27 protein-coding genes and 1 tRNA gene are annotated in these 24,016 nt (G+C 63.9%); 10 read left to right on the top strand and 18 right to left on the bottom strand.

Going from position 1 to position 24,016, the window contains the following annotated elements; all coding sequences use genetic code 11:
• Window positions 1-11 precede the first annotated feature (11 nt).
• From erpA to rplM, 6 genes are all read right to left on the bottom strand, one after another.
• Entirely contained in the window at window positions 12-386 is a 375-nt protein-coding gene (gene erpA / locus WNB94_RS11420) for an iron-sulfur cluster insertion protein ErpA (RefSeq protein WP_341390513.1), read from the bottom strand.
• 34 nt (window positions 387-420) lie between these two features.
• Window positions 421-885, bottom strand: coding sequence for a bactofilin family protein (locus tag WNB94_RS11415; RefSeq protein WP_341390512.1), 465 nt, complete (start codon window positions 883-885; stop codon window positions 421-423).
• A gap of 108 nt (window positions 886-993) precedes the next feature.
• Entirely contained in the window at window positions 994-1,668 is a 675-nt protein-coding gene (locus tag WNB94_RS11410; protein ID WP_341390511.1) for a DUF6776 family protein, read from the bottom strand.
• 47 nt (window positions 1,669-1,715) lie between these two features.
• Complete coding sequence (argC, locus tag WNB94_RS11405) at window positions 1,716-2,753, bottom strand: N-acetyl-gamma-glutamyl-phosphate reductase (RefSeq protein ID WP_341390510.1); 1,038 nt, start codon at window positions 2,751-2,753, stop codon at window positions 1,716-1,718.
• Window positions 2,754-2,886: 133 nt separating this feature from the next.
• Window positions 2,887-3,279 carry a 30S ribosomal protein S9 gene (gene rpsI / locus WNB94_RS11400; protein WP_341390509.1) on the bottom strand — a complete coding sequence of 131 codons (393 nt, stop codon included), beginning with the start codon at window positions 3,277-3,279 and terminating at the stop codon, window positions 2,887-2,889.
• Between the two features lie 11 nt (window positions 3,280-3,290).
• Window positions 3,291-3,719, bottom strand: coding sequence for a 50S ribosomal protein L13 (gene rplM / locus WNB94_RS11395; protein ID WP_341390508.1), 429 nt, complete (start codon window positions 3,717-3,719; stop codon window positions 3,291-3,293).
• Window positions 3,720-4,085: 366 nt separating this feature from the next.
• Here rplM and WNB94_RS11390 point away from each other — a divergent pair, with 366 nt between their 5' ends.
• Window positions 4,086-4,781 (top strand): GNAT family N-acetyltransferase, encoded by a 696-nt coding sequence (locus WNB94_RS11390; protein WP_341390507.1) that lies wholly within the window; start codon window positions 4,086-4,088, stop codon window positions 4,779-4,781.
• Between the two features lie 119 nt (window positions 4,782-4,900).
• Entirely contained in the window at window positions 4,901-5,647 is a 747-nt protein-coding gene (locus tag WNB94_RS11385) for a DUF2726 domain-containing protein (RefSeq protein WP_341390506.1), read from the top strand.
• A gap of 35 nt (window positions 5,648-5,682) precedes the next feature.
• Here the strand turns inward: WNB94_RS11385 and htpG are convergent, their stop codons facing one another.
• A complete protein-coding gene (gene htpG / locus WNB94_RS11380; RefSeq protein WP_341390505.1) occupies window positions 5,683-7,581 on the bottom strand; it encodes a molecular chaperone HtpG in 1,899 nt (632 codons plus the stop codon).
• 149 nt (window positions 7,582-7,730) lie between these two features.
• Between htpG and WNB94_RS11375 the strand changes: the two genes are divergently transcribed.
• Both WNB94_RS11375 and WNB94_RS11370 read left to right on the top strand, forming a co-directional pair.
• Window positions 7,731-7,807, top strand: a tRNA-Met gene (locus WNB94_RS11375).
• Between the two features lie 459 nt (window positions 7,808-8,266).
• Complete coding sequence (locus WNB94_RS11370; RefSeq protein ID WP_341390504.1) at window positions 8,267-8,860, top strand: hypothetical protein; 594 nt, start codon at window positions 8,267-8,269, stop codon at window positions 8,858-8,860.
• Window positions 8,861-8,880: 20 nt separating this feature from the next.
• On the opposite strand, the gene WNB94_RS11365 is transcribed toward WNB94_RS11370, so the two are convergent.
• From WNB94_RS11365 to WNB94_RS11320, 10 genes are all read right to left on the bottom strand, one after another.
• Window positions 8,881-9,858 (bottom strand): tyrosine-type recombinase/integrase, encoded by a 978-nt coding sequence (locus tag WNB94_RS11365; protein ID WP_341390503.1) that lies wholly within the window; start codon window positions 9,856-9,858, stop codon window positions 8,881-8,883.
• A gap of 2 nt (window positions 9,859-9,860) precedes the next feature.
• On the bottom strand, window positions 9,861-10,112 hold the full coding sequence (locus tag WNB94_RS11360) for a DUF4224 domain-containing protein (protein ID WP_341390502.1): 252 nt from the start codon (window positions 10,110-10,112) through the stop codon (window positions 9,861-9,863).
• A gap of 126 nt (window positions 10,113-10,238) precedes the next feature.
• Complete coding sequence (locus tag WNB94_RS11355) at window positions 10,239-10,475, bottom strand: hypothetical protein (RefSeq protein ID WP_341390501.1); 237 nt, start codon at window positions 10,473-10,475, stop codon at window positions 10,239-10,241.
• Complete coding sequence (locus tag WNB94_RS11350; RefSeq protein WP_341390500.1) at window positions 10,472-11,008, bottom strand: hypothetical protein; 537 nt, start codon at window positions 11,006-11,008, stop codon at window positions 10,472-10,474. The genes WNB94_RS11355 and WNB94_RS11350 overlap by 4 nt, the downstream gene beginning before the upstream one ends.
• The gene (locus WNB94_RS11345) at window positions 11,005-12,678 is read right to left on the bottom strand and encodes a replication endonuclease (RefSeq protein ID WP_341390499.1); all 1,674 of its coding nucleotides are present in this window, start codon (window positions 12,676-12,678) and stop codon (window positions 11,005-11,007) included. Before WNB94_RS11345 ends, WNB94_RS11350 begins: the two co-directional genes overlap by 4 nt.
• A gap of 9 nt (window positions 12,679-12,687) precedes the next feature.
• Entirely contained in the window at window positions 12,688-12,981 is a 294-nt protein-coding gene (locus WNB94_RS11340) for a hypothetical protein (protein WP_341390498.1), read from the bottom strand.
• Window positions 12,982-13,091: 110 nt separating this feature from the next.
• Window positions 13,092-13,907: a helix-turn-helix domain-containing protein gene (locus WNB94_RS11335; RefSeq protein WP_341390497.1), complete on the bottom strand. Its 816-nt coding sequence runs from the start codon at window positions 13,905-13,907 to the stop codon at window positions 13,092-13,094.
• A 16-nt stretch (window positions 13,908-13,923) separates the two neighbouring features.
• Window positions 13,924-14,484, bottom strand: coding sequence for a helix-turn-helix domain-containing protein (locus WNB94_RS11330; protein WP_341390496.1), 561 nt, complete (start codon window positions 14,482-14,484; stop codon window positions 13,924-13,926).
• Between the two features lie 382 nt (window positions 14,485-14,866).
• Window positions 14,867-16,255: a type II toxin-antitoxin system HipA family toxin gene (locus tag WNB94_RS11325; protein WP_341390495.1), complete on the bottom strand. Its 1,389-nt coding sequence runs from the start codon at window positions 16,253-16,255 to the stop codon at window positions 14,867-14,869.
• The gene (locus tag WNB94_RS11320; RefSeq protein WP_341390494.1) at window positions 16,255-16,596 is read right to left on the bottom strand and encodes a helix-turn-helix domain-containing protein; all 342 of its coding nucleotides are present in this window, start codon (window positions 16,594-16,596) and stop codon (window positions 16,255-16,257) included. The genes WNB94_RS11325 and WNB94_RS11320 overlap by 1 nt, the downstream gene beginning before the upstream one ends.
• A 235-nt stretch (window positions 16,597-16,831) precedes the next feature.
• Here WNB94_RS11320 and WNB94_RS11315 point away from each other — a divergent pair, with 235 nt between their 5' ends.
• The 3 genes from WNB94_RS11315 to WNB94_RS11305 are packed head-to-tail and all read left to right on the top strand — an operon-like array spanning window position 16,832 to window position 18,945.
• On the top strand, window positions 16,832-17,722 hold the full coding sequence (locus tag WNB94_RS11315; RefSeq protein ID WP_341390493.1) for an SDR family oxidoreductase: 891 nt from the start codon (window positions 16,832-16,834) through the stop codon (window positions 17,720-17,722).
• Between the two features lie 60 nt (window positions 17,723-17,782).
• A complete protein-coding gene (locus WNB94_RS11310; RefSeq protein WP_341390492.1) occupies window positions 17,783-18,232 on the top strand; it encodes a CidA/LrgA family protein in 450 nt (149 codons plus the stop codon).
• A complete protein-coding gene (locus tag WNB94_RS11305; RefSeq protein ID WP_341390491.1) occupies window positions 18,229-18,945 on the top strand; it encodes an LrgB family protein in 717 nt (238 codons plus the stop codon). The genes WNB94_RS11310 and WNB94_RS11305 overlap by 4 nt, the downstream gene beginning before the upstream one ends.
• On the opposite strand, the gene WNB94_RS11300 is transcribed toward WNB94_RS11305, so the two are convergent.
• A complete protein-coding gene (locus WNB94_RS11300) occupies window positions 18,932-20,470 on the bottom strand; it encodes a methyl-accepting chemotaxis protein (RefSeq protein WP_341390490.1) in 1,539 nt (512 codons plus the stop codon). The genes WNB94_RS11305 and WNB94_RS11300 overlap by 14 nt on opposite strands.
• Window positions 20,471-20,598: 128 nt before the next feature.
• On the opposite strand from WNB94_RS11300, the gene WNB94_RS11295 reads away from it, so the two are divergent.
• The 3 genes from WNB94_RS11295 (at window position 20,599) to WNB94_RS11285 (ending at window position 24,005) form a co-directional block, all read left to right on the top strand.
• A complete protein-coding gene (locus WNB94_RS11295; RefSeq protein ID WP_341390489.1) occupies window positions 20,599-21,657 on the top strand; it encodes an AraC family transcriptional regulator in 1,059 nt (352 codons plus the stop codon).
• A 92-nt stretch (window positions 21,658-21,749) separates the two neighbouring features.
• Window positions 21,750-22,853 (top strand): fatty acid desaturase, encoded by a 1,104-nt coding sequence (locus WNB94_RS11290; protein WP_341390488.1) that lies wholly within the window; start codon window positions 21,750-21,752, stop codon window positions 22,851-22,853.
• A 114-nt stretch (window positions 22,854-22,967) separates the two neighbouring features.
• Entirely contained in the window at window positions 22,968-24,005 is a 1,038-nt protein-coding gene (locus WNB94_RS11285; RefSeq protein ID WP_341390487.1) for a Fe(3+) ABC transporter substrate-binding protein, read from the top strand.
• Window positions 24,006-24,016 lie beyond the last annotated feature (11 nt).

Below are 24,016 nucleotides of genomic sequence, written 5' to 3'. Positions count from 1 at the left end.
GACAAGACCAATCAGACCGAAAAGCTCGAGCCACAACCACAGGTGGTGGTGGCGTTGGGATTGCGGATCACGAACTGCGCGCCTTCCAGATCGTCCTTGTAGTCGATCTCGGCACCGATCAGGTACTGCAGGCTCATGGCGTCGATCAGCAGCGTGACACCGTTCTTGCTCATCGGGGTGTCGTCTTCGTTCTGGATTTCATCGAAGGTGAAACCGTACTGGAACCCCGAGCAGCCCCCACCTTGCACGAACACACGCAGCTTCAGGTCGGGGTTGCCTTCTTCGGCCACCAGCTCGGCCACCTTGGCGGCGGCGGCGTCGGTGAAGACGATGGGGGCGGGGATGTCCTCGTTGAACGAGGGGGTGGCTTCAGCAAGGGCGCTCATGGTGCTCTCCGGGGGATCAAATGAATTCAGTGGGTCAGGACGCTGCGCGCTCATTGCCTGAGGTGTTGCCGCTGCCTGCGACGCCGCCCGTGCCCGGCCCCGAGCCCGGCACCGAGGTGGCCGCCAGCTTGAGCGCGGGTTTGTCGTCGGCCTTCAGGGGGCGCAATTCGCCGTCGATCGTGGCACCCTGGTGCATTTCCAGGGACTCGTAGTGCACATCACCCACGATGCGGGCCTTGGGCTGCAACTCCAGCAGGTCTTCAGCGCGCACCGGACCTTCCACTGCGCCGTTGATGATGACATGACCGGCCCTGACCTTGCCACGGATACGGGCTTTCTCGCTGATGACCAGCAGCGTGCGGCCATCGCCCACCGCGGTCACATTGCCCTGCACCTCACCGTCGATGCGCAAACCATCGGTGAAGCGCACTTCACCGCTGAGCACCGTGCCTTCACCGATCAGGGTTCGCAGCGGCGGACTTTTTTTCCAGCCAAACATCCATCACTCCTTGGCGGCATCACGCCGCAGCAGACCCTCGATTGTGCCCAAACGCGAGGCGTTCGGGGACCAGCATGTAAGGGGCTGAAACCACACTCATCCCGTCGATCACGGCCGCACCACCTGCGTGGCCCGCGCATGGCCACTGGCGTCCAGCACCCGCACCTGCACCTGGCGCAACTGAACGTCTGCCGGATAGGACAAGACGCCCTCCAGCCGGCGATGTTGCCTGAAGCGCAGCGGCTGAGACACCATCTCGGCCCCCTCGGCAGACCATGGCTGCCCCTGGCGTGTGCCAGTGGCCTGAAGGCGCAGCTCGCCGCTGAACTCTGGCGCCGACCGGCCGCCTGGCTGCATGAGCAAGAGCTGGTAGCGCAACTGCCCGGGCACCACCCGCTCGAATTGCACGCCCCGGATGGCCACGCCCGACGAGGCCGATGGCAGCAAACGCTCGAAAAATCCCAGATCGTCCTTGAGCGCCTGGTTTTCGGCCTCCAGGGCCTTGACCTGCTCGATGAGCCGCGCCTGGGTGACGCGTTCGGTCTTCAGCAGGCTGTCGGCGGTGTTGGCGATCGACTGCGCGCGATCACGGTCTCGGCGGGCGGCCTCCAGCTGGGCCTGGGTGGCTGCGAGCTGCTCGCCCAACTGCCGGGCACCGCCATCCAGACCGGCCAGCCCTCGGCCCACCTCGAACGCCCACAAGGCCAAGGCCCCCGAAAAGCCCAGCACGATGGCCACCAGCGCCCAGCGCACCGGCCAGGGCAGGTGGCTGCGAACGGCCATCCGCGGCGAGCTGATCGACAGCCGCCGGCGCAACAGGCGCCAACGCATCAGGGCAGCACGGGCACGCCGGTCAGGCCGAGGTGCTCGTCAAGACCACACATCAGGTTCATGCACTGCACGGCCTGGCCTGAGGCGCCCTTGGTGAGGTTGTCTTCCACCACCAGCACCATGACGGTGTCGGGCAGCGGGCGGTGCACGGCGATGCGCACCGTGTTGGAGGCGCGCACGCTGCGCGTTTCGGGCGCGCTGCCCGCTGGCAACACATCCACAAAACGTTCGCCGCGGTAGGTGTCTTCAAACACCTTTTGCAGGTCGGCGGCCTGACCGGCGCTGTTCAGGCGCGCGTACAAGGTGGAGTGGATGCCACGGATGATGGGCAGCAGGTGCGGCACAAACAGGCAGTGCACGCTGGCGTCGCCGGCGATGGCGCGCAGCTGCTGGTTGATCTCGGGGCCATGGCGGTGGCCCTTGACGCCGTAGGCCTTGAAGTTGTCAGAGGCCTCGGCATGCAGGGTGTGCACCTCGGCCTTGCGGCCGGCACCCGAAATGCCCGAGGCGCAGTTGGCGATCAGGCCGGTGGTCTCGATCAGCTTGTGGCGCAGCAAAGGCGCATAACCCAACTGCACCGACGTGGGGTAGCAGCCCGGGTTGCCGATGACGCGGGCACGCCGGATGGCATCGCGGTTGAGCTCGGGCAGGCCGTAGACGGCCTCATCGAGGATGTCCGGGCAGGTGTGGGCCATGCCGTACCACTGCTCGAACTCGGCCGTGTCCTTCAGGCGGAAGTCGGCGGCCAGGTCGATCACCTTCACGCCGGCATCCAGCAACTCGCGCGCCTGGGCCATGGCCACACCATGCGGGGTGGCAAAGAACACCACATCGCATTCGGTCAGCCTGGCGTCATCCGGCGTGACGAAGGCCAGGTTCACATGACCACGCAGGCTGGGGTACATGTCGGCCACGGGCAGACCAGCCTCTTTGCGAGAGGTGATGGCCTTGAGCTCCACCTGAGGATGTTGCGACAACAGGCGCAACAACTCCACCCCGGTGTAACCGGTGCCACCAACGATGCCGACCTTGATCATCCAGCGGTCCTTTCAATCTGCGGAAGGCGCCATTGTAGGAAAACAAATGGCGCCAGAAAGACAAACCCGCCCGGGGCGGTTGCCAGGGGCGGGTTGGGCAGGCCGGCCATGGGGCCAACCTGGGGCGCATCGATCAGCGCTTGCTGAACTGCTTACGACGACGAGCGCCGTGCAGACCGACCTTCTTACGCTCGACTTCGCGGGCGTCGCGGGTCACGTAACCAGCGCGGCTCAGTTCGGGCTTCAGGGCAGCGTCGAAATCGATCAGGGCGCGGGTCAGGCCGTGGCGCACAGCACCAGCTTGACCAGATTCACCACCACCGTGCACGTTGACCTTGATGTCAAAGGCTTCACCGTTGTTGGTCAGCATCAGGGGCTGCTTGACGATCATGATCGAGGTCTGACGACCGAAATACTGATCGACGGGCTTGCCGTTGACGATGATCTGGCCAGTGCCCTTCTTGATGAAGACACGGGCCACGGAGGACTTGCGACGGCCGGTGCCGTAGTTCCAGTTACCGATCATGTGACCGCTCCTCAGATTTCCAGGGCCTTGGGCTGCTGTGCAGTGTGCGGATGCTCACCGCCTGCATAGACCTTCAGCTTCTTGATCATGGCGTAGCCCAGGGGGCCCTTGGGCAGCATGCCCTTGACAGCCTTCTCGATGGCGCGGCCAGGGTGCTTGGCCTGCATGTCCTTGAAGCGGGTCGCGTAGATGCCGCCAGGAAAGCCAGAGTGGCGATAGTAGATCTTGTCGTTGGCCTTGGTGCCCGTGACACGGATCTTGTCGGCGTTGACGATGATGATGAAATCACCGGTGTCCACGTGAGGCGTGTAAATGGCCTTGTGCTTGCCGCGCAGACGGAGTGCCACTTCGCTGGCGACACGTCCGAGCACCTTGTCGGTGGCGTCAATCACAAACCACTCGTGCTTCACTTCGGCCGGCTTGGCGCTGAAGGTCTTCATGAGATTTCCTAAGAATGAAACTGGTTGACTGCCCTCATTGGCACCACTTCTGATTCGTCAGCCGCTTGTCTGAACAACATGGTTGAACAAGACAAGCCGCCGCGCTGGTGGCCTCGCAAAAGGCGCGACTGCATGAATGCATCTTTCCCGGCAACCATTTCGGGAAAGCCTGCCACTCTAGCACATCACCAGGACAGCCACAAGCAGGCCATGCACCGAGCACGAAGTGTGCAGCATTGCGCATGATGGCCGACACAGGTCAAAGGCTGATGCCCTTGGCGCTTGCGGGCCTGGCCCCGATCTCGTACATTAGTGTTTACCCCAAGGATTCTTTCGCGACACAACCGCGACCGAACGGGATCTGCGATGACCACCGTCAAGCCCCCACCCCCTCCTGCACTGGACCGCTTTGGACTGAAGTCGCCAAAGGGCTCCTTGCCCCACCCGGCCGAGCACGCCTGGGTGCCCATCCGCGATCTGCACGCCCGGCACCGGCGCCGCATACTGGACCACCTGCTTCAACTGGATGAACGGGACCGGTACCTGCGCTTTGGCTCGCAGGTGAGCCACGAACAGATGGCCAAGTACGTGGCCTCGATCGACTTCAAGCGCGACGAGGTGTTTGGCGTGTTCAACCGCAAGCTGCACCTGGTGGCCATGGCCCACCTGGCGGCCATGCCCGGCAAAGGCCCGCACGGTGATTCGTCGCGCGGCCGCGCCATGGAGTTTGGCGTGTCGGTGCTGCCTTCGGCGCGCGGCAAGGGCCTGGGCATGCTGCTGTTCAAGCACGCGATCATGCATGCGCGCAACCAGCACGCCAGCCACCTGATGATCCACGCCCTGAGCGAAAACGCCCCGATGCTGCGCATCGCGACCAAGGCGGGTGCCACGGTAGAGCGCGACGGCCCCGATGCCGAAGCCTGGCTGAAGCTGCCGCCCGACACGGTGGGCACCCACCTGGACAGCTCGCTGCAGTCGCTCGCCGCCGAGCTGATCTACCGGGTGAAGTACCGGGCGATGCACGTGTCGGACTGGGTGCGCTTGCTCGTGGCGTCCGCCTGAGGCCAGCCCCTTCAGTCCACACCCAGCGCGCACACCCATGCGGGGGATGGCGCAAGACGGCGCTGTCTTCTTCACGTGAAGTTATGTAACATCCCCGCTTGTAACAGGGATGAAGTCACATGGATCTGGACGGCATTTGGTGGGTGTTCCCGCCCGCCGCCGCGCTGCTGGGCGTGGCTTGGGGCTGGTGGTGGCGTGGCCGCCGGGACCAGCGCGCCCGCCGGCAATGGCCTGCCCGCTGGAACCTTCACGCCCGCCCCCTGTTCAATGCCCAAGAGCGCGCCCTGCACCGCGAACTCAAGGCGGCCCTGCCTCAGCACATCGTGCTGGCCAAGGTCAGCCTCTTGCGGTTTTGTCAGCCCCACCTGCCTGAAGAGGCCAAGCTCTGGTACGAGCGCCTGACCGGGCTGCACGTGTCCTTGCTGGTGTGCCACCCGAACGGCTCGGTGATCTCGGCGATCGATTTTGAACAAGGCGGCAGCCAGCGCCCTCACAGCGGCCAGCGTTTCAAAGAGGCGGTGCTGGACGCCTGTCGCATCCGCTACCTGCGCTGCCGGGCTGGTCAGTGGCCGCACCAGGCCTTGCTGGCCACCTGGGCGTTGGGGCAGTCCACCGGTGCGATCCAGCCTGGCGCTGGCGCGCCTGCCCATCAGGCACCCGACCCACTGCACGACGCTGGCGACCAACTGGCGCGCAAGCTCAAGGAGCGTCGCGCCGAGCGCGCGGCGCGATGGGCCGAATCGGGCTTTGCCACCGACTCTTTCTTTGCCTTTGATCAGCGTGGGGACTCAGGCCCCACCCCGCTGGCCGACCTCAACGACCTGGACGAATACGGTCATCCGCGTCAACAGCCACAGCGGGCCTGAGCCCGCCGTGCCCCGGTCTGGCCACATCACAGACGTCACACGGCGGCGGTCGTCAGCAAGGCATTGACACGACGCACATAAGCGGCCGGATCGTCCAGCTGCCCGCCTTCGGCCAACAGCGCCTGGTCGAACAGGATGTGGGCCAGTTCGTCAAAGTGCTCGCTGGCTTCCAGCTTCTTCACCAGGGCATGCTCGGGGTTGACCTCCAGGATGGGCTGGACCTCGGGCGCAGACTGGCCGGCCTGCTTGAGCAGGCGCGCCAGGTGGGCGCTCATGTCGCCCGACTCGGTCACCAGGCAGGCGGGTGAATCCACCAGACGGGTGGTCACACGCACGTCCTTGGCGCGCTCGCCCAGCGCGGTCTTCAGGCGCTCCAGCACCGGCTTGAAGGTGGTCGCGGCTTCTTCGGCTTTCTTCTTTTCTTCTTCGTCCTGCAGCTGGCCCAGATCGACCGCGCCCTTGGTGACGTTTTGCAGCGGCTTGCCATCGAAGTCGTGCAGATGCGAGAGCAGCCATTCGTCCACGCGGTCGGTCAGCAGCAGCACCTCGATGCCCTTCTTCTTGAAGAGCTCCAGCTGCGGGCTGTTCTTGGCGGCGGCCAGGCTGTCGGCCGTGATCACGTAGATGGCCTCTTGGCCCTCCTTCATGCGGGCCACGTAATCGGCCAGCGACACGCTGGGCTCGCCGGATTCGTCGTGCGTGGACGCAAAGCGCAGCAGCTTGCTCAGGCGCTCGCGGTTGGCAAAGTCTTCGCCCACGCCCTCTTTCAGCACGGCACCGAACTCTTTCCAGAAGGCGGCGTACTGTTCGCGCTTGACCTGGTCTTCGTGGTTGGCCAGGTCTTCCAGCATGGACAACACGCGCTTGGTGCAGCCCTCGCGGATGGCCTTCACATCACGGCTTTCCTGCAGGATCTCGCGGCTGACGTTCAGCGGCAAGTCGGCCGAATCGACCACGCCCTTCACGAAGCGCAGGTAGTTGGGCAGCAGGGCCTCGGCGTCGTCCATGATGAAGACGCGCTTCACATACAACTTCAGGCCGCCCTTCTTGTCGCGGTTCCAGAGGTCGTAGGGCGCGTTCTTGGGGATGTAGAGCAGCTGGGTGTACTCGCTGCGGCCTTCGACCCGGTTGTGGGTGTGGGCCAGAGGCGCCTCGTGGTCGTGGCTGATCTGCTTGTAGAACTCGTGGTACTGCTCTTCGGTGATGTCGCTCTTGCTGCGCGTCCACAGGGCGGCGGCCTGGTTGACGGTTTCCCACTCGTCTTTGAGCTCGTACTCACCCTTCTCCTGGCTCCATTCTTCCTTCTGCATGAGGATGGGCAGCGAGATGTGGTCGGAGTACTTGGCGATGATGCCGCGCAGCTTCCAGCGGGCCAGGAAATCGTCTTCGCCTTCGCGCAGGTGCAGGATGATGTCGGTGCCCCGGGTGGGCTTGCTGATGGCCTCCACCTCAAAGTCGCCGGTGCCTTCGCTGGTCCAGCGCACGCCTTCGTCGGCGCCCAAGCCCGCACGGCGGGATTCGACCGTGATCTTGTCGGCCACGATGTAGCCGCTGTAGAAGCCCACACCAAACTGCCCGATCAGCTGGGCATCGCGGGCCTGATCGCCCGACAGGCGTCCCATGAATTCCTTGGTGCCCGACTTGGCGATGGTGCCCAGGTGGTCGATGGCCTCTTGCGCGCTCATGCCAATGCCGTTGTCGCGGATGGTGAGCGTGCGGGCGGCCTTGTCGATGAGGATGCGCACCTCGAGGTTGGGCGCGTCTTCGTACAGGCCGCTGTTGTCCAGCGCCTCGAAGCGCAGCTTGTCGCAGGCGTCTGAGGCGTTGGAGATCAGCTCGCGCAGGAAGATCTCTTTGTTGGAGTACAGCGAGTGGGTGACCAGGTGCAGCAGCTGCTTGACCTCGGCCTGGAAGGAATGGGTGGTCTTGTCCATGGCTGTTCTTGTGTTGACGGTTCAAAGAAGAAACGGTGCAGTCCATCTGGGGGCAGCCCAGAAGATTTCAAGGGTCGTGCATGCACGCCACAGCCCAGGCGCCCTGCTTGCCAAAGCCCGGAAATTCGTTGTATGATCTTGGTCTTGATGGCGCTTTAGCTCAGCCGGTTAGAGCGACGGAATCATAATCCGCAGGTCCGGGGTTCGAATCCCTGAAGCGCCACCAGTATCCATAGGCCTCGCCCGCTGTTTTCAGTGCGCGAGGCCTTTCTACAATTCGGGCTTCGTTCTACAAAACAGCCGGTCTTGATGGCGCGGGGTGAGTTGTAGCGGCACGCCAGGCAGCCGCCGCGAACATGCTGGCCAGGACCGCCACCGCCCCGGGTTTGACACATCGAGGCCACGGCCGCCGACATCCGGGCGCGGCCAGGGCCGCACCCACCACGCTGAGCATCTATCCCGCAACCCAAGGGCAAAGAGGACGCGAAACATGGGAAGTCAACGAGCACGGCGGCAACGGTTCTTTGCCGAGCATCCCTACTGCTGTTTTTGTGGCGGGACGACACCCGCCATTGAAATAGATCACATACCCGCCAGGCACCTCTTTCGCAACAGGCAGTGGCCCGAAGGTTACGAGTTCCCCGCATGCCATGACTGCAACAGAGCATCCGCGCTTGATGAGCTCGTGCTGGGAATGCTCGTGCGCATTAGAGTCAACCACGCCGCCTCAGATACTGACCGCAAAGAACTGGAAGAGTGCTTTAAAAAACTGAACGCCCGCCGCCCGGAGTGGGTTCAAGCAATGCGCGGCCTCAGTCGCAACCAAACACGCAAGCTACTCAGCGAGCAACGACTTCCAAGAGTTTCGCCAGACGGCCGCGAAGTCTATGCGGTTGAAATGCCAGCCGAGTTCGCAGACGCAGCTAATAGGTATGCCGCGAAGCTAGCGCACGCTCTGTACTACAAGGTAACAGGCAGGTCTGTACCGGCAGGCTGTGCGGTCAGTGCAAAAGCATTTACGAACGCGGAATGGCAATCGCCAAACTTCCCTTTAGAACACACACGGATTCTCGACAATCAACCCACCCTAAGCAGATCGGGCGTTGACCTCTCTGACCAGTTTCACTACCGATATGCGGTTGTTGAGCCCCCAAACTGCGCGGGATTCCTTGTGCACTTTGGTGAAGGCTTGGCGATGGTCATGACCGTGTTTGAAGACCGCGCCGCTTACGAGCTTCGTAAAGCAGAACGGGCCAGTGCCAATCAATCACCCAACTGATAGAGGTCGGCCCGAGATGATCAGCGAAGCGGCCTGACCCGCATTCCCACCCGCTGCCTCACGTAGTGCTCAGTCATCTCCCGCCGCTTATGCCCCAGCAACACCTGGGAGTGCGACAAGTCGCCCGCATCGGTGGCAGCCTTGGCCCGGATGTCGCGGAACTGGAATGACACCCCGGCCGCATCACGGGCCTTGGTGAACCGCGAGCGCAGACCATCGGCGCGCAAGGGGCGCCCGTCATCGTCTTGGATCAGGAAGGCGCTGTAGCGCTCCCGTGGACGGGCGTTGATCCGCTGGATCAACTCGGCCAGTTCCCCCACCACCTCAATCGCGCGCTTGGCGCCGGTCTTGTTCTGCACGATCCACAGTGCCCCATCGTGGATGTCGGCCCGCTTGATCTTCAACACGTCGGCGGGCCGCTGGCCAGTCAGCAAGGCCAGATCCATCGCGTCTTGCAAGGTGGGGTGGGCCTTGGCCCACACAGCCTTGTATTCGGAATCCGTCACGTACCGGTCCCGGCCGTTCTCCCTGAAAGCCTTGACGCCCATGCAGGGGTTTGGAGCATCGGTGTAACCCCACTCACGCGCCCGGTTGAACAAGTGGCTCAACAGCGCCTTTTCTCGGTTGGCCCGAGCTTTGGCGGCTTGCCCACGCTTGTCCATGTACGTTCGTACGTGGTGCGGCTTGATGTGGTCGATCTGAACCCGGTTGAACACCGCGCGCAGCCGGTCCAGTTCCTTGAGGTTGTCCTTCTGGGTGCGGGGCGCCTTGGTGGGGATCACCTCACGCTCATAGCGTAGGGCCACCGCCTCAAAGGTTTTCACCGTGGGGTCGATCTTGTCTCCCTCCAGCCTGGCCCAGGCCAACAGCGCCAAGGCCCGGTCAGCACCCAGGGAGGTCCACTTGCGTGGCGTCGTGGTGGTGACGTGGTAGTAGTACCGCCCCTTCTTGGTCATCCCCTTGGGCAAGTCGCGGTGGGTGGTTCGTGTGCGGCCCATGATCACATCCGGTCAAGGGCTGAAAAATCCGGTTCGACCACCTGGGCAAACTGGTGCAACTGGTCGGTTGAACCGGTTTTCCCCCTGGGCAACCCCATTCGATCAAGGAAATACTCACGGCTCACCCGTGGTTGCATGCTTCGGGTGAGCACATAGCGCCAGCGGTTTTTCTCCAGCCACTTGGCGTGGCCGGCCGAGGTCTTGAAACCGGTCAGCTCGGTCAGTTCCTCGGCGGTCAAAAAGAGATCAGACATGTTCTGTTGCGCGTCTTGGTGGAGCCCGCCCGATCCAGTCCCCCCTGAAGGACCGGGCCCCTGTTCTTGCACGGCGCCGGGGAATCGCTATGCTTGCGCCTGGTGATTCCCTTCGCCCGCCCCGCATCACGTTGCAACCGGTGATGCGGGGCTTTTGTTTTTGTGGATGGCCAGCACCCGCATGCGCAAGCGAAAGCGCCGGTTATCCGGCCGACATCGGGCCTGCTGCTGCAGCCGCTTGGCGTAGGCCTGAATGCGCAACGCGTTGTGTTTCGAGGTGAAGACACTGATCAAGCGAAAGCCGCCCGAGGTCTGCAACTTGGGCACCCTGGTGGTGTCCTTCTTCCATGCTCCGCGTTTCATGCTGCGCTCCTTTTGCGTTGGACAAAGTGGTGGTAGCTGGTGGGCCGCTTGCAGACCCGCTCGCGGATCAAACCGACCTCACCCGAACCGGCTGCACGCCGGTTGCGGCCATGCGCATCGGGCACCGTCTGGCGCTTCTTGAGGCACATGCGCACGGGATGAGTGCCAGCAGGCAACGGCAGGACAACGGCCTCGGCAGGGTCATTGGCTGCGCCAAAGCTACCGATTCGCCCCATGCGTGCGAGCTGCGTCCTCAGTTCCCGGATGGTCTGCGCCTGGCAGCGGTTCATGGCGAAGTGCAGTTGCGCCTCGTTGTAGAGGTCTGCATCTGTCCACTGCATGCCCCATCGGGTCAGCCAGAACAAGGCCAACATCACCGGCCGGGGCGCCTCATTGGCGGCAATCCAGCGGCGCACGGTGCGTTCGTCAACCCCCAAGGCGGCAGCCAGTGCGGCAGGCTTGGGGCTGAAGATGTCATGCAGCACCACATCCAGTGGCGGCATGTTCTTGGGCAATCGATGCAACAGGCTCATGCTGCCCTCCCCTTCATGGCCAAGGCATCCATGCGGAGCCAGGCGCGCTGCCTCAACTCGGCAGCAGAAGCCCCGTATCCAGCGGCCTCCAGGGCTTGCGCCGAGGCCATCCAGGCCCGTGTTTTGGTGTCGTGGTGCACCGGTTTGGCCAGTCGCTCGGCCCGTGTCTGTTGGCCATCCTCCGGGCCCGTAAAAATCCCTTTGAAATCAATGCTTGCGGAGTTATTGAATCGAGTCCAAGGGTGGGAGAGGACCGGCGCTGCAGCATCGCCATGCGTGCGCTCTTGCTTGCGCGGTGCGATGCGCCAGGCGTCTTGTCGGGTCACCAACTCCAGCACGCCCGCCAGGTCTTCGCCTTGAACCTTCAGGCCGGTGATGGAGCGCGTGATTTCATCGGCATACCGGCCGCTGGGGCGCTCGCTGTAGGCCACGCGGAAGCGCAAGCCGTGCACCTGGCAGGCTTGCAGCCACGCGGCGTAGTCATTGGCCTTGGTGGCCTCATGTGCTGCCTTCAGCCCTGCTGATGGCAAGCACTCAGCATCCAGCCGATAGAGCTCACGGGTGGGGGTGATGGAGGGGACGCCGAAGAACTGAAACTGCCGAACGCCCCAGGTGCGCGCCCACGCGACGATGCGGCGTGAGGCATCTTTGCCCGCCATGCCGCTTTCGTCGTCTTGGCCCACGCCCTCGCCGTCGATGCTCTTGGACACGTACTTGGCGACATAACCCACGGCGCTGCCCTTCTCGGGGTCGATGCGTTCGACTGTGAAGCGGCGCTCTTGTGCGCCTGGCTCATTGGGGCTGTCGGCCAAGGCATAGGCACGCATCACGCTGGTGAAGGTTTCGACCTGCTGTGCAGGCAGGAAGGCCAGGACGTGCCAATGAGGGCATGCATCGTGGTGAGGCTCAACCACACGCAAGCCGTAAGGCGTGATGCCCTGATGAGCCAGTACGCGCATGGCCTTGTTCCACAAGCGCCCCATGTAGGCCTGGGCTTGCCTGGGACTGGTGCCTTCATAGGCCTCATTCGCTGCACCCGTGCTGAAGTGACGGGGATGCATGCGGCTGGGGCAAGTGATGGTCAGAAACAGCGCCTCATGGCCACGGGTATTGGCGGTGGCCTCAATGCCTTTGATGCGGGCCATCATCGCTTTGCGCCGGTTGCTGGGGTTGGCCAAGCTGGCGTCCACCACGTCTTGCAGCGGCAGAACCTCGCCCGTGGTTTGGTTGACCAGATCAAGGGATGACAGCAGGCCCGCCATGTAAGTCTTGTTGCGCTCAAAGCGGCGCATGGCCTTGTCTGAGACATACCGGCCCGCCTGGCGATGCACAGCCCCTTTGCGGATCTGGTGCAGTTCAACGTCACGGAATCGGGACCGAAGCGCACGGCGCCACCAGGCAGGATCGGTCATCCGGTTGAACCATTGCTGCGCCCCTGCCTTGTTGGGATGGCGGACGCCGTAGCCCTGCGCCATGCGGTGCAAGGTCTTGAGCACCAGTTCATCGCGCGGGCCGATCTGAAGCCAGGATGAGGCCGCCAGGCGACGGACGGAAGCGGCTGCACGTTCGGCCGCGGCCCTCACTTCATCGTCTGCCAGGTCATACGCGGCAGCCCTTTGAGCCAGGGCGACCGGTTGCATGGAGAAGGTCTTGATGGAATCGATCGACATGGCGCACCCTCAGTGAAGTTCACGGTAGGGACGCAGGTGCACACGCACGCCGGTCACGTCGATGAGGTCTTGGCCCACGGCCTCGGCCATTTCATCGTTCAAGCGCATGGCGCACTCTGGCGATGGGCTCAACTTGAACTTGGCGGCGCTCAGGTCAACAGACTTGAGATACCCGCCGTAATCTGGCAGCCACAAGACGCAGACCTGAGGCGGGAGCTTGTGGGTTTTCTTGGCGCTGGTTTCGTCAACGAGATCCAGCAATGGCGCGGCCCATGCGGCAGCGCTGCTTGTGATGCAAGGCATGGTTGTTTCCCTTCAATGGAAGGCCGGCCCGGTTGCAGCGGGCTTTTGGCTTCGATCTGTTTGCACATGGCCTGTGCGCGCACTCTCACGAGGCGCGCTTTGGCAAGCACTCAGCCAAAGATGGCGGACATGAGGCTCTGAGCAGGCTTGCGCGCCTTGAGGCGGTCCCGGGCCTGCAAATCACCACCAGCAGCGAGGTACACGTCCGCCTGGCCACGATGCAGCAAGTCCGCCTGCGTGCGCGGGTTCTGGCTGCCATCGACGACTTCCTTGGCAGGCTTGCCGCCCACATCTCGGCCGAAGAGCCTGGCAAACAACAACCCGTTGGCTGCCAAGAGCTTGAGCACTTCGCCGTGCTGAGCCTCGCTCTTGTCGCTGAAGCCTTCCCAGAGCCCTTTGCTCAACGGCTGATTGAGCAAGTCCAAGGCCTTTTCTTCGTTCAGCTCGATGAGGTCCAGCACATGGCCCATTTCAGGCTCAGGGAGCGAAATGCGCATGTGATGCACCGTGGCTTTCGACGGTTTGCCAGCGACACCCGCCTGATCCTCATCAGGATCAGAAACCACCCCTTGAGGGAACACGAGTCCCGCCTTCTTGGCCTTGGCACCGGGTTCGGGAGAGTCTTCGAACTTGTACCCGCTGCGCTCGAAGAAAGCGCGCAGGTCGTTCAGGAAGTCGGTGTCCGGGATGAAGTTCCCGGCCTCAAACCGCTTGATCTTGTGAAGCGGCAAGCCGCTTTCTTCAGCGGCCTTGGCCTGGGGCCAACCAAAATAGTTGCGCGCAGCGCGCGCCTGGTCCGATGTGATCGGAAGATCGTCAAAGTTGATGCGTGACATGTTCAGCCCTTTCGTTGCAGTCGGTGCAACGATCCGTTGCACCACAGGGCGAACTGTACATCCTGAAATTCTTCGTTGCAAGCCATGCAACGAGAAATTGCAAAGACTACTTCGACGATTTGCGCTTTTGGAGGCGTTCCCTCAGTTCATCGGCTACATCCAAGAGCCTTTGGTTTGCCTCATCTTGCAGACCATGGTCAAACTTTTTGTTCCAGCCGCGCTGAAGATCTAGGGCAATCGCCATCAAAGATGCGAAGTGGTTGTGGTGAAGCGTCCCGAACACATAGGCCATCCACGCATAGCCTTCAGCGTCGCTACGTGCACGGCCCCCTGTGCGCTTTTCATCATTCAACGGGTGAAATGGCTGCTCATCACCGTAGATCAGGAAGTTAGGTGTTACGCGCAGCGCCTCGCACAACAGGCGAAGCTCCCTCGGTGAGGGGCGATTCGTCCCGGCCTCGTACAGAGACACAACGGCCCTGGATATCCCTTTGTTCTCGGGATCAAGCCCCTTTGTCAGGTCTGCAAGCTCCCCCTGGGTCAATCGCTTATCCTCCCGCGCTGCCTGGATGCGTGCGCCCAGTTCTTCCTCTGGCTTTTCGTTGAACCGGCCTGGTTGAACAGGCTCAGCCGCGCGGCTTTCTTCCGTCAGCCGATCCATGAACATGGCTTCCTCCGCGAGAGCATCAAGCCTCTCGGATGCCTTGCTCGACTTGGAGCCTTGACCCTTCTTCGACCGCGTTGCCATGTACCTAACCCTTTCTGGCGCCCAAGGATACACGTGCCACCGAATGTGCAACCAATCTACAAAGTGACAGTGTTCCCCGACTCCTGCTAGGGAACGAACGTTACGAGACACACCCAAAGCGAGACGCCATTCACTGCTAAGTCATTGACTCACAAGGGGAAAGTACAAGAATCATAATCCGCAGGTCCGGGGTTCGAATCCCTGAAGCGCCACCAGTATCCATAGGCCTCGCCCGCTGTTTCAGTGCGCGAGGCCTTTCTACAATTCGGGCTTCGTTCTACAAAACAGCCGGTCTTGATGTTCAGCCTGGTTGCCGTCGGCCACGGATTTCAGCTTCGAGCGCGGGTGAGGCCATCTCGCTGATGTCCCGGAATGCATGGGTGAGCTGGTCGATGAGCCGGCCGTCGGCCCCGAGCTCTTCGAAGCACGTCTTCCATTGCCGCACCTCGCCCCAGACACGGCGCATGATGCCCACGGCCGTCGGGCGCTGCGGCACGAAGGCGGCATGGTGGCTCAAGGCGTTGTCCAAGGTGGCAAGCTTGCCGTGCTCCCCCACGCCCAGGTGGAGCCGACGCTCGCCGGCCAAGACGGGCCTCGGCACCACGTCGTACAGGGGGCTGAGCACCCACCCACCCCGTTGCGGGTCGCGCACGAAGCCGTGATTGCGCAGGTGGTCGTCGTCGTTGGAGACGAAGATGTTGAGCACCATGCGCGCGAAAAGCTCTTCGGTGTTGGCCCGCACCGCCATGGGATGGACGTATCGACGGATGGCTCGCCCCAGATCGGCGTAGGCCTTGTCAGGCGATTCGAGCTCGCTGCAAGCCACCAGCGTGAGACCGCTGACAAAAGGGAGGCGCCCCTCCACCCGACCGCCGCCGGGCCGCGTGTCGTGAAGCGCACCTTCGGGCAAGGACTCGCCCGCGTGGGCCCAGTAGCGATCAAACCGCCGGATGAGCATGACCGGTCGGCCGCCCACATCGAGGTAGCGCACCTCGGGCACGGTCAGGCCACAGCGGCGGGCCAGCTCCAAGGTGCAGGTCTCGGCCCGCGCGACGTCGAAGGTGTCGCCCCTGGCGGGAAACTTGGCCAGCCAGAGCGCGCCGTCGTCGTCACGAACAGCGGCTTTGGGCCGTGCACCGCCAGCCGATGGCCCAGCGCCCAGGAAGCTCTCAAGGCTGGCCGGCACGGGCGCGCCGTGGTCAACCGCCTCCGCGGCCTGCAGCACGTACTGCAGCGAGTGCATGTCGCTGGCAGATGGCGAATCGAGGCTCGTGCGTGCCTCCCGCACGTCCAGTGCCCCCACCCGGTCGCCCCCGGCGTGTAGCAGGTACTGCACCTCCAGCAGGCTGTTGGCCGGCGCCTTCAGGCGCGCCTCGATGACCCGGCGTCCCCAGGCGTCGGGGGCGGCGTCGCGAAGGCCACCGAATTCACCCAATCCGTTGACCGGGAAAAGCACCTTGCCTTTGATGCCCTGCCGGTCTCCAAAAGCCAGGCTGACCGGGTCCAGCTCGAAGGACTCCGGACGCTCGAGGTAGCCTGTGCCGTAGGCGAACTCGCTGGCGAGCTCGCGGTCTTGCACGCTCGCACCGTCGGTTTCCGTCAGACCCAGGATGCCGCAGGGCACGAACCGGTGCCCGTCGGCTTGACCGATGTGGCTGAAAACGTAGACCTCTGATTTCTTGCGCGCCATCAGAAGTCCAGACGGTCCAGTTCGGCCTTGGTCAAGGTGCGGACACGCTGGGTAGCCTCACGCACAGACAGGGCTTGCAGAGACGGGTCGTCTTCCTTCAGCAGCGACAAAAGGCTCACGCCAGGCGCAATCGCCTCCAGGTACCTCAGGATTTGAGCCTGGGTGCGGCCGAGGTCTCCCTTTTCAAGCAACACGGCCGTGGAGCGGGAAAGCCCCGCCCGGGTGGCGGCGTCCACTTGCCGAATCCGTCGGGCCATTCGCAGGCGTGCCAGCTTCTCACCGAGCTGGCGGGCCTCGTTCAGGCGCTCTGGGGTCATCAGGGGGTGTTCGTTGCGCTTCATGGCTGCAATCTCAGTCTCAAACAATTTAAGGACCGCTATTACAGACATTTTATTGTGTAACCCATCACACATCAAGTATGCAATCACAGTCACTATTGATTTTGTGCATGTGATTGCAGACATTTGCTGCCGACTCAGCAGATGTTGGTGATGCTCCGAAGGGCTTGGCGCTTTCAACCATTGAACCCCCGGCACGCAAGCCTTACAGTGCTTGATCTTCATCACGGAGCACCGCATGCAACGCAAGACAGCCTTGGTCACCGGCGGCAGTGCCGGCATTGGCAAAGAAACCGTGAAGGCCCTGGTGGCCCAAGGCTATGAGGTGCTGATCGCGGCGCGTGACGCGCGCAAGGGGCTGGCGCTGGTCGCTCAGCTGCGGCGCGACACGCCGGGGGCCCAGGTGGATTTCATCGCCTGCGACCTGTCTGAGTTTGGGCAGGTGGTGGCCCTGGCTCAGGCCGTGCAGGCGCGCTGGACGCAACTGGACGCGCTGGTGCTGAACGCGGGCCTGTTCACGCCGCAGTTGCGCTGCAATTCGGCGGGCTACGAGTTCATGTTCGCCACCACGCACCTGGGCCATTTCTTGTTGACGCACCACCTGTTGCCGCTGGTGCTGGCCGCGCCTGATGCCCGCGTGGTGGTGACGAGCTCGGTGGCGCACTGGATGGGCGGAGGCTTCGACTTCGACAGCCTGCGCAGCCCGTCGACGCGATCACTGCTGATGCTGGTGCCGTTCAGGGCCTATGGGCGCTCCAAGCTGGCCAACCTGCTGTTCGTGCGCGAACTGGCGCGCCGAGTGGGAGGCACCTCGGTGAAGGTCAACGCCTTCCACCCCGGCCCGGTGAACACCGAGATCTGGCGCGACACGCCCAGCCTGTTCAACACCCTGATCCGGCCTGGCCTGATCTCGGAGGCGGCGGGGGCCCGCACGCAGATCCAGTTGGTCACGGCGCCCGGCCTGCGCGAGAGTGGTGGCTATTGGGCGCGTGGCAAGCTGGACTACAGCAGCCCGGCCAGTCGCAACCGTGCCCTGGCAGCCCAGCTGTGGCAGTACAGCGAGCAGGCGCTGGGCATCACCAGGTTCGGGCAGCCTGCCGATGACACGGGGCTGCAGCAAAGCGCCTGAATGCGGGGGCTGAGCCGGCTTGCGGCATGATGTCGGCCTGAGTTTGTTCATGCCCGCCTGATGTCATCTGTATCTGAACCCCTGACCGACCGCCAACGCTGGGCACAACGCGCCCAATGGCTGGTGCAGGTGCTGGGTTTTGTGGGGCTGTGGGCGGCCGCCGATGTGCTGGTGCGGCGCTTTGGCTGGCCCGTGCCCAGCAGTGTGGTGGGCCTGCTGGCCTTGACCACGGTGCTCTTGCTGGGCTGGCTGCCCACGCGCCACATCGAGCGAGGTGCGCGCTGGTTGCTGGGCGACATGTTGCTGTTTTTCATTCCGCCACTGATGGCGCTGGTTCGCCACGAAGAGCTGTTTGGCTGGCTGGGGCTGAAGCTGGCCCTGGCCGTGGGCCTGGGCACCCTGTTCGTGATGGGGGGCGTGGGCTGGGTGGTGGAGCGCGTGACGCGTTGGGAAGATGGCCTGCCTCACCGGGCCCGAGGTGCCGCCAGCACCGAAAGGCCCACCCCATGAGCCTGGAAACGTCGGCACTGGTGCAGGCCCAGGCGCTGGGCTGGCTGGCCCTGACGCTGTTGCTGTTTTATGGCGCCCGCCGCCTGCATCAGCGCGTTCCGCGCCTGTGGCTGTCGCCCATCATCCTGACACCCACGGTGCTGATTGCGGCGCTGCTGCTCACCTCCACACCATATGAGGTGTATGCGCTGCACACGCGGTGGCTCACGTGGATGCTGGGGCCGGCCACGGTGGCTTTCGCCTTCCCGATCTACCAGCAGCGTGGCTTGATCAGGCGCTACCCCATCACGCTGGCGGCGGGGGTGCTGACCGGCGTGGTCTTGGGGGTGGGCAGCTCATGGGGGCTGGCCTGGGTGCTGAGCCTGCCCGACGAGGTGATGCGCAGCATCCTGCCTCGATCGGTGTCCTCACCGTTTGCCATGCCGGTGGCCACCACGCTGGGCGTCGAGCCCGAACTGGCCGTGATGTGCGTGCTGGTGACGGGCGTGTTCGGGATGCTGGTGGGTCAGGGCTGGCTGCTGTGGCTGAAGGTGCGACACAGCGTGGCCGTGGGCTCGGCTTTTGGCGCGGCCACCCATGGGGTGGGCACGGCCAAGGCCTGGCAGATCGGCGCCCAGGAAGGCGCCGTCTCCAGCCTGACGATGATCTTCTCAGGCATCGCGCTGGTGCTGCTCGCACCGGCGCTGGCCTGGATGCTGCTCAGGTGGTCTTGAACACGCTGACGGCGCCCACCAGGGCCTGGGCCTGATTGCGCAGGCTGGCCGCGGCCGCCGCGCTTTCTTCCACCAGGGCGGCGTTTTGCTGGGTGACCTGGTCCATCTGCGAGACGGCATCGCCCACCTGCGATACGCCAGAGCTTTGCTCGGCGCTCGATGAGGCGATCTCGCCCATGATGTCGGTGACGCGGCGGATGGCGCCCACGACGTCGTCCATGGTGCTGCCCGCGCGGTCGGCCAGGGCGGTGCCCGCCTCCACCCGCTCGACGCTCGCGGTGATCAGGGCCTTGATCTCTTTGGCCGCCTCGGCGCTGCGTTGTGCCAGGGTGCGCACCTCGCCGGCCACCACGGCAAAACCGCGCCCTTGTTCGCCCGCGCGCGCGGCCTCCACCGCGGCGTTCAAGGCCAGGATGTTGGTCTGGAAGGCAATGCCGTCGATGACGGCGATGATGTCGGCGATCTTGCGGCTGGACTCGTGGATGTCCTTCATGGTGCCCACCACCTGGGCCACCACCTCGCCGCCCAGAGAGGCCACGTCGGAGGCATTCTTGGCCAGTTGGTCGGCGTGCTGGGCGTTCTCGGCATTGAGGCGCACGGTCGAGCCCAGCTCTTCCATGGTGGAGGCGGTTTGCTGCAAGGCCGAGGCCTGCTCTTCGGTGCGCTGGCTGAGATCGGCATTGCCGCTGGCGATCTGCGAGGCGCCCGTGGCGATGGAATCGCTGCTGCTGCGCACCTTGCTCACCAGCTCGGACAGGCTGCCGGCCATGCGGCTCATGGCCCGCAAGAGGTCGCCGAACTCATCGCCACGGCGCGCATCCAGGCGCACGCTCAAGTCACCTGCGGCCACTTGCTCGGCCAGGGTCACGGCTTCACGCAAGGGCGCGGTGATGGAGCGGGTCAAGCCGACCGACAGCACCAGGGCCAGCACCAGGGCCGCCACGCCGGCCACGCCCATCACCCACAGTGCCGACTGGTAGGCCGCATGGGCGTGCTGGCCAGCCGCATCACCCCCCTCATGATTGAGCGTGACCAAGGCCATCAGGGTGTCAGAGGCCGCCAGAAACGCCGTGCGCGACTCACCATCCAGCAAGGCGCGGGCCTCTTCATTCTGGTTCTGTCTGGAGGCGGTGATCATGCGCTCGTGCAGGTCCATGTAGCGCTTCCAGGTGCTGGCAAACTGGTCGTACAGCGCCCGCTCCTGCGGGCTGCTGATGAGCTTGACGTATTGCGCCTCATCGCTGGCCAGGCGCTTGGCGATGTCGGCCATTTCTTGCTCGGCGCGCGCCATGTCGGCGTCTGTGGTGCTGACGACATGACGGAATTCCGAAATGCGGAAGTCACTGGTCAAGGTGTTCATCTTGTTGACCAGCTCGACGCTGGGCAACCAGTTCTCGGCCAAGTCGGTGGACGCCTGCTGCATGACCACCATGCGCTGGATGGCCAACCCCATCACCATCAGCAGCAGCAAGCCAAGCGCGGCAAAACTGAGGGACAAACGCACAGAAACTCGCAATGACGACATGATGTCTCCAGGGCCCCCGGGGCCACACAACGACGAAGTAGTACAGAGGGCAAACGCACTCTCGTCCGGTTATCGGTCAAACCGACGACAATCTGTAGCCCTGCCCCTGCCCCCCCACGCGACACCGCATGCCCCACCGCTCGGCCCTGCGCCTGCAGATTCCAGCCACGTACGGCCTGTCACTGCTCAAGCTGATGCAAGAGCGGGGACACGCCGCCGAGGTCTTGCTGGCCGACAGCCAGCTCAGCCTGACGCAGCTGCAAGACACCAAGGGACTGATCGACGCCTGGCAGTACGCCACTTTGCTGAACAAGGCGATCACCCTGGATGGCGACCATGGGCTGGCCTACGAGCTGGGGTTGCGCAGCCAGGTGACCAAGCACGGGTTCGTGGGCTTTGGCCTGATCAGCTGCGGCACGCTGCGCGAAGCCATCGCTTTTGCAGAGCGGTATTTCCAGGCGCGGGTACCGGTGTTTCGCAGCAGCCTGTCGGTGCAGGGCGATCAGGTGGTGGTGGCGCTGCAGGAAACCATTCCCTTCGGGCCCCGTCGCCACTTCATCATGGACCTGGTGGCCGTGGAGTTGTGCAGCCTGTTTGCCAAGGTGCTGGACAGCGACCCCGAACGACAAGGCTGGCTCAGCGAAATCTGGGTGCCCCACAGCGAACCGCTGGCCTACGCGCGCTACCAGACACGCATCCCACCCTTTCGGTTCGGGCAGGGCCAGCCGGGCGATCCCGTCCAGATCCGGTTTCCTGCCCGCATGCTCGACGAGCCCATCGCCACGGCCGACCCGGTCAGCGTGCAACTGGCCATCGAGCGCCTGGAGCAAGAGCTGGCCCGACAGGCACAAGACCACAGCACCACCACCCAGGTGCTGGCGTTGCTGGTGTGCCGTGAGCAGCGCTACCCGGAAGTGACCGACATGGCGCAGGCCTTGCACCTGTCGGAGCGCACGCTGAAACGACGCCTGCAGGCCGAGGGCACCTCGTACCAGCGCCTGCTGGACCAGGTGCGGCAGCGCGACGCCATGAAGCTGCTGGGCAACCCGGCCTTGCCCATCGCGCAGGTGGCCGAGGCCGTTGGATACGCCGATCCGGCCAATTTTGCGCGCGCCTTCGCCAAGTGGACGGGTGATTCGCCACGCGACTGGCGAGCCCGACACCTGCGCCAGCCTGGCCCAAAATGACAAGTATTCGGCCCGATTGCCCCTCACGCGGTGGGGGCCGGCCTCGGTAATCTGTCGTCCATCGTTGACGGACATCAGATCCGAGGAGACCCATGAGCAAAAACCGCAAGCCTGCGCCTGCGCGCATGACCGATGCCCAGAAAGCCGAACACATCCGCAAGGTGGTGCTCGATGCGGGCATCGCGCTGCGTGCGCGCCACCCCTGGCTGCGCCATCAGAACACCATCGGCGTCACCATCCTGGTGGCGTCGCTGCTGGGCATGGTCGGCAGCGGCTGGCTGTATGTCGAGGGTGTCATCCCCTGGTGGGTGTGCGTGCCGGTCACGGCCATCTTTGCCTCGTTCATCCACGAGCTGGAGCACGACCTCATCCACCACATGTACTTCCGCGACCGGCCCTGGGCCAACAACCTGATGCTGCTGCTGGGCTGGCTGGCCCGCGCCAGCACGGTGAGCCCCTTTGTGCGCCGCAACCTGCACCTGCACCACCACAAGTTCTCGGGCACCAAGTCGGATCTGGAAGAGCGCGGCATCACCAACGGCGTGCGCTGGGGCCTGCGCCGCCTGCTGATGACGGGCGACAACATGCTGGCCGTCATCCTGCGTCCCGTCGAGATGATCGGGGCCACGCGCGCCTACATCAAGGCCCAGCAGCCAGCCTCGAAGGCCGAGGCCCTGCGCATGGGCCGGGTGCAAGCCCGTGCCTATTGGCCGATCGGCAACCTGTATTACCTGGCCTTCCATTCGTGGGTGGTGTTGCACGCCGTGCAATGGGCCGCACCGCTGCTGGGCGTGGACATCGACTGGCCGCAGTGGATGCCCCAGCTCATGGCCGGGCTGGACATCTTCGGGGTGGTCTATGCCCTGCCCTGCCTGCTGCGCACCTTCTGCCTGCACTTCATCAGCTCCAACATGCACTACTACGGCGACGTGGAAGCCCGCAACGTGATGCAGCAATGCCAGGTGCTCAACCCCTGGTGGTTGTGGCCGATGCAGCTGTTTTGCTTCAACTTTGGCAGCACCCATGCCATCCACCACTTCGCCGTGAAAGAGCCCTTCTACATCCGCCAGTGGAACGCCGGCATCGCCCATCAGGTGATGCGCGAAATGGGCGTGCGCTTCAATGACTTCGGCACCTTTGTCCGGGCCAACCGTTTTCATCACCACCCGGCCCCAGCCGGTGCCGCAATGCCCTGATCTACATCAGGGGTAACAATAATCGTTCTTGTTATCGTGTACGCTTGCGCCCGGTCGCTCCGGCCCACACGCCGGGGCGGCCTCATGGACCACACCGACACGCAAGGACGATGCATGGCACGCTCACTGACCCGCTGGACCTCCCTGACCCTGATTGCACTGGCCGCCCAGGCCGCCACGCTGGGCGCCGCCCACGCCGATGACAAGGTGCTGAACATTTACTCGGCCCGCCACTACCAGACGGATGAGGCCTTGTACGAGAACTTCACCAAGCAGACCGGCATCAAGATCAACCGCCTGGACGGCAAAGAAGACGAGTTGCTGGAGCGCATCAAGAATGAGGGCGCCCGCTCGCCGGCCGACATCCTCATCACCGTGGACGCCGCGCGCCTTGAAATGGCCGACCAGGCAGGCATCTTCCAGCCCATTGCATCGAAGGTGCTGGAGCAACGCATCCCGGCCAACCTGCGCACCCCGAACTGGATTGCGTTTTCGACCCGCGCCCGGGTGATCGCCTACAACAAGCGCGACGTGAAGGCCGAATGGGTGCAAACCTACGGCGACCTGGCCAACCCGCGCCTGAAAGACCAGGTGTGCGTGCGCTCGGGCGCCCACCCCTACAACCTGTCGCTGGGGGCGGCCGTGATCTCGCACGAAGGCCCGCAGCAGGCGGAAGCCTGGGCCCGTGGCCTGGTGCAGAACTTTGCGCGCGCACCCAAGGGTGGCGACACCGACCAGTTGCGCGCCGTGGCCGCCGGCGAGTGTGGCGTGACCATCTCCAACAGCTACTACCTGGCCCGGCTGATGCGCTCCACCAAGCCCGAAGACCGCAAGGTGGTGGAGTCACTGGGCATCGTGTGGCCCAACCAGGCCACCTGGGGCACGCACATCAACGTCTCTGGCGCCGGCATCATCAAGACGGCGCCCAACCGCGAAGCGGCCATCAAGTTCATGGAGTACCTGGCCAGCGACCAGGCCCAGGGCTACTTTGCCAATGGCAACAACGAGTGGCCGGCCGTGCCCAGCGTGAAGGTGGACAACCCTGCCTTGAAGGCCATGGGCAGCTTCAAGCCCGACACGCTCAACGTGGGCGAACTGGCCAAGAACGCGGCCCAGGCCCAGCGCGTGTTCGACCGCGCCGGCTGGCGCTGAGCCAGGCGCCT

It is taken from the genome of Aquabacterium sp. A3 (assembly GCF_038069945.1).
GTDB lineage: Bacteria > Pseudomonadota > Gammaproteobacteria > Burkholderiales > Burkholderiaceae_C > Aquabacterium.
This window is presented reverse-complemented; position numbering and strand designations above follow the sequence as displayed.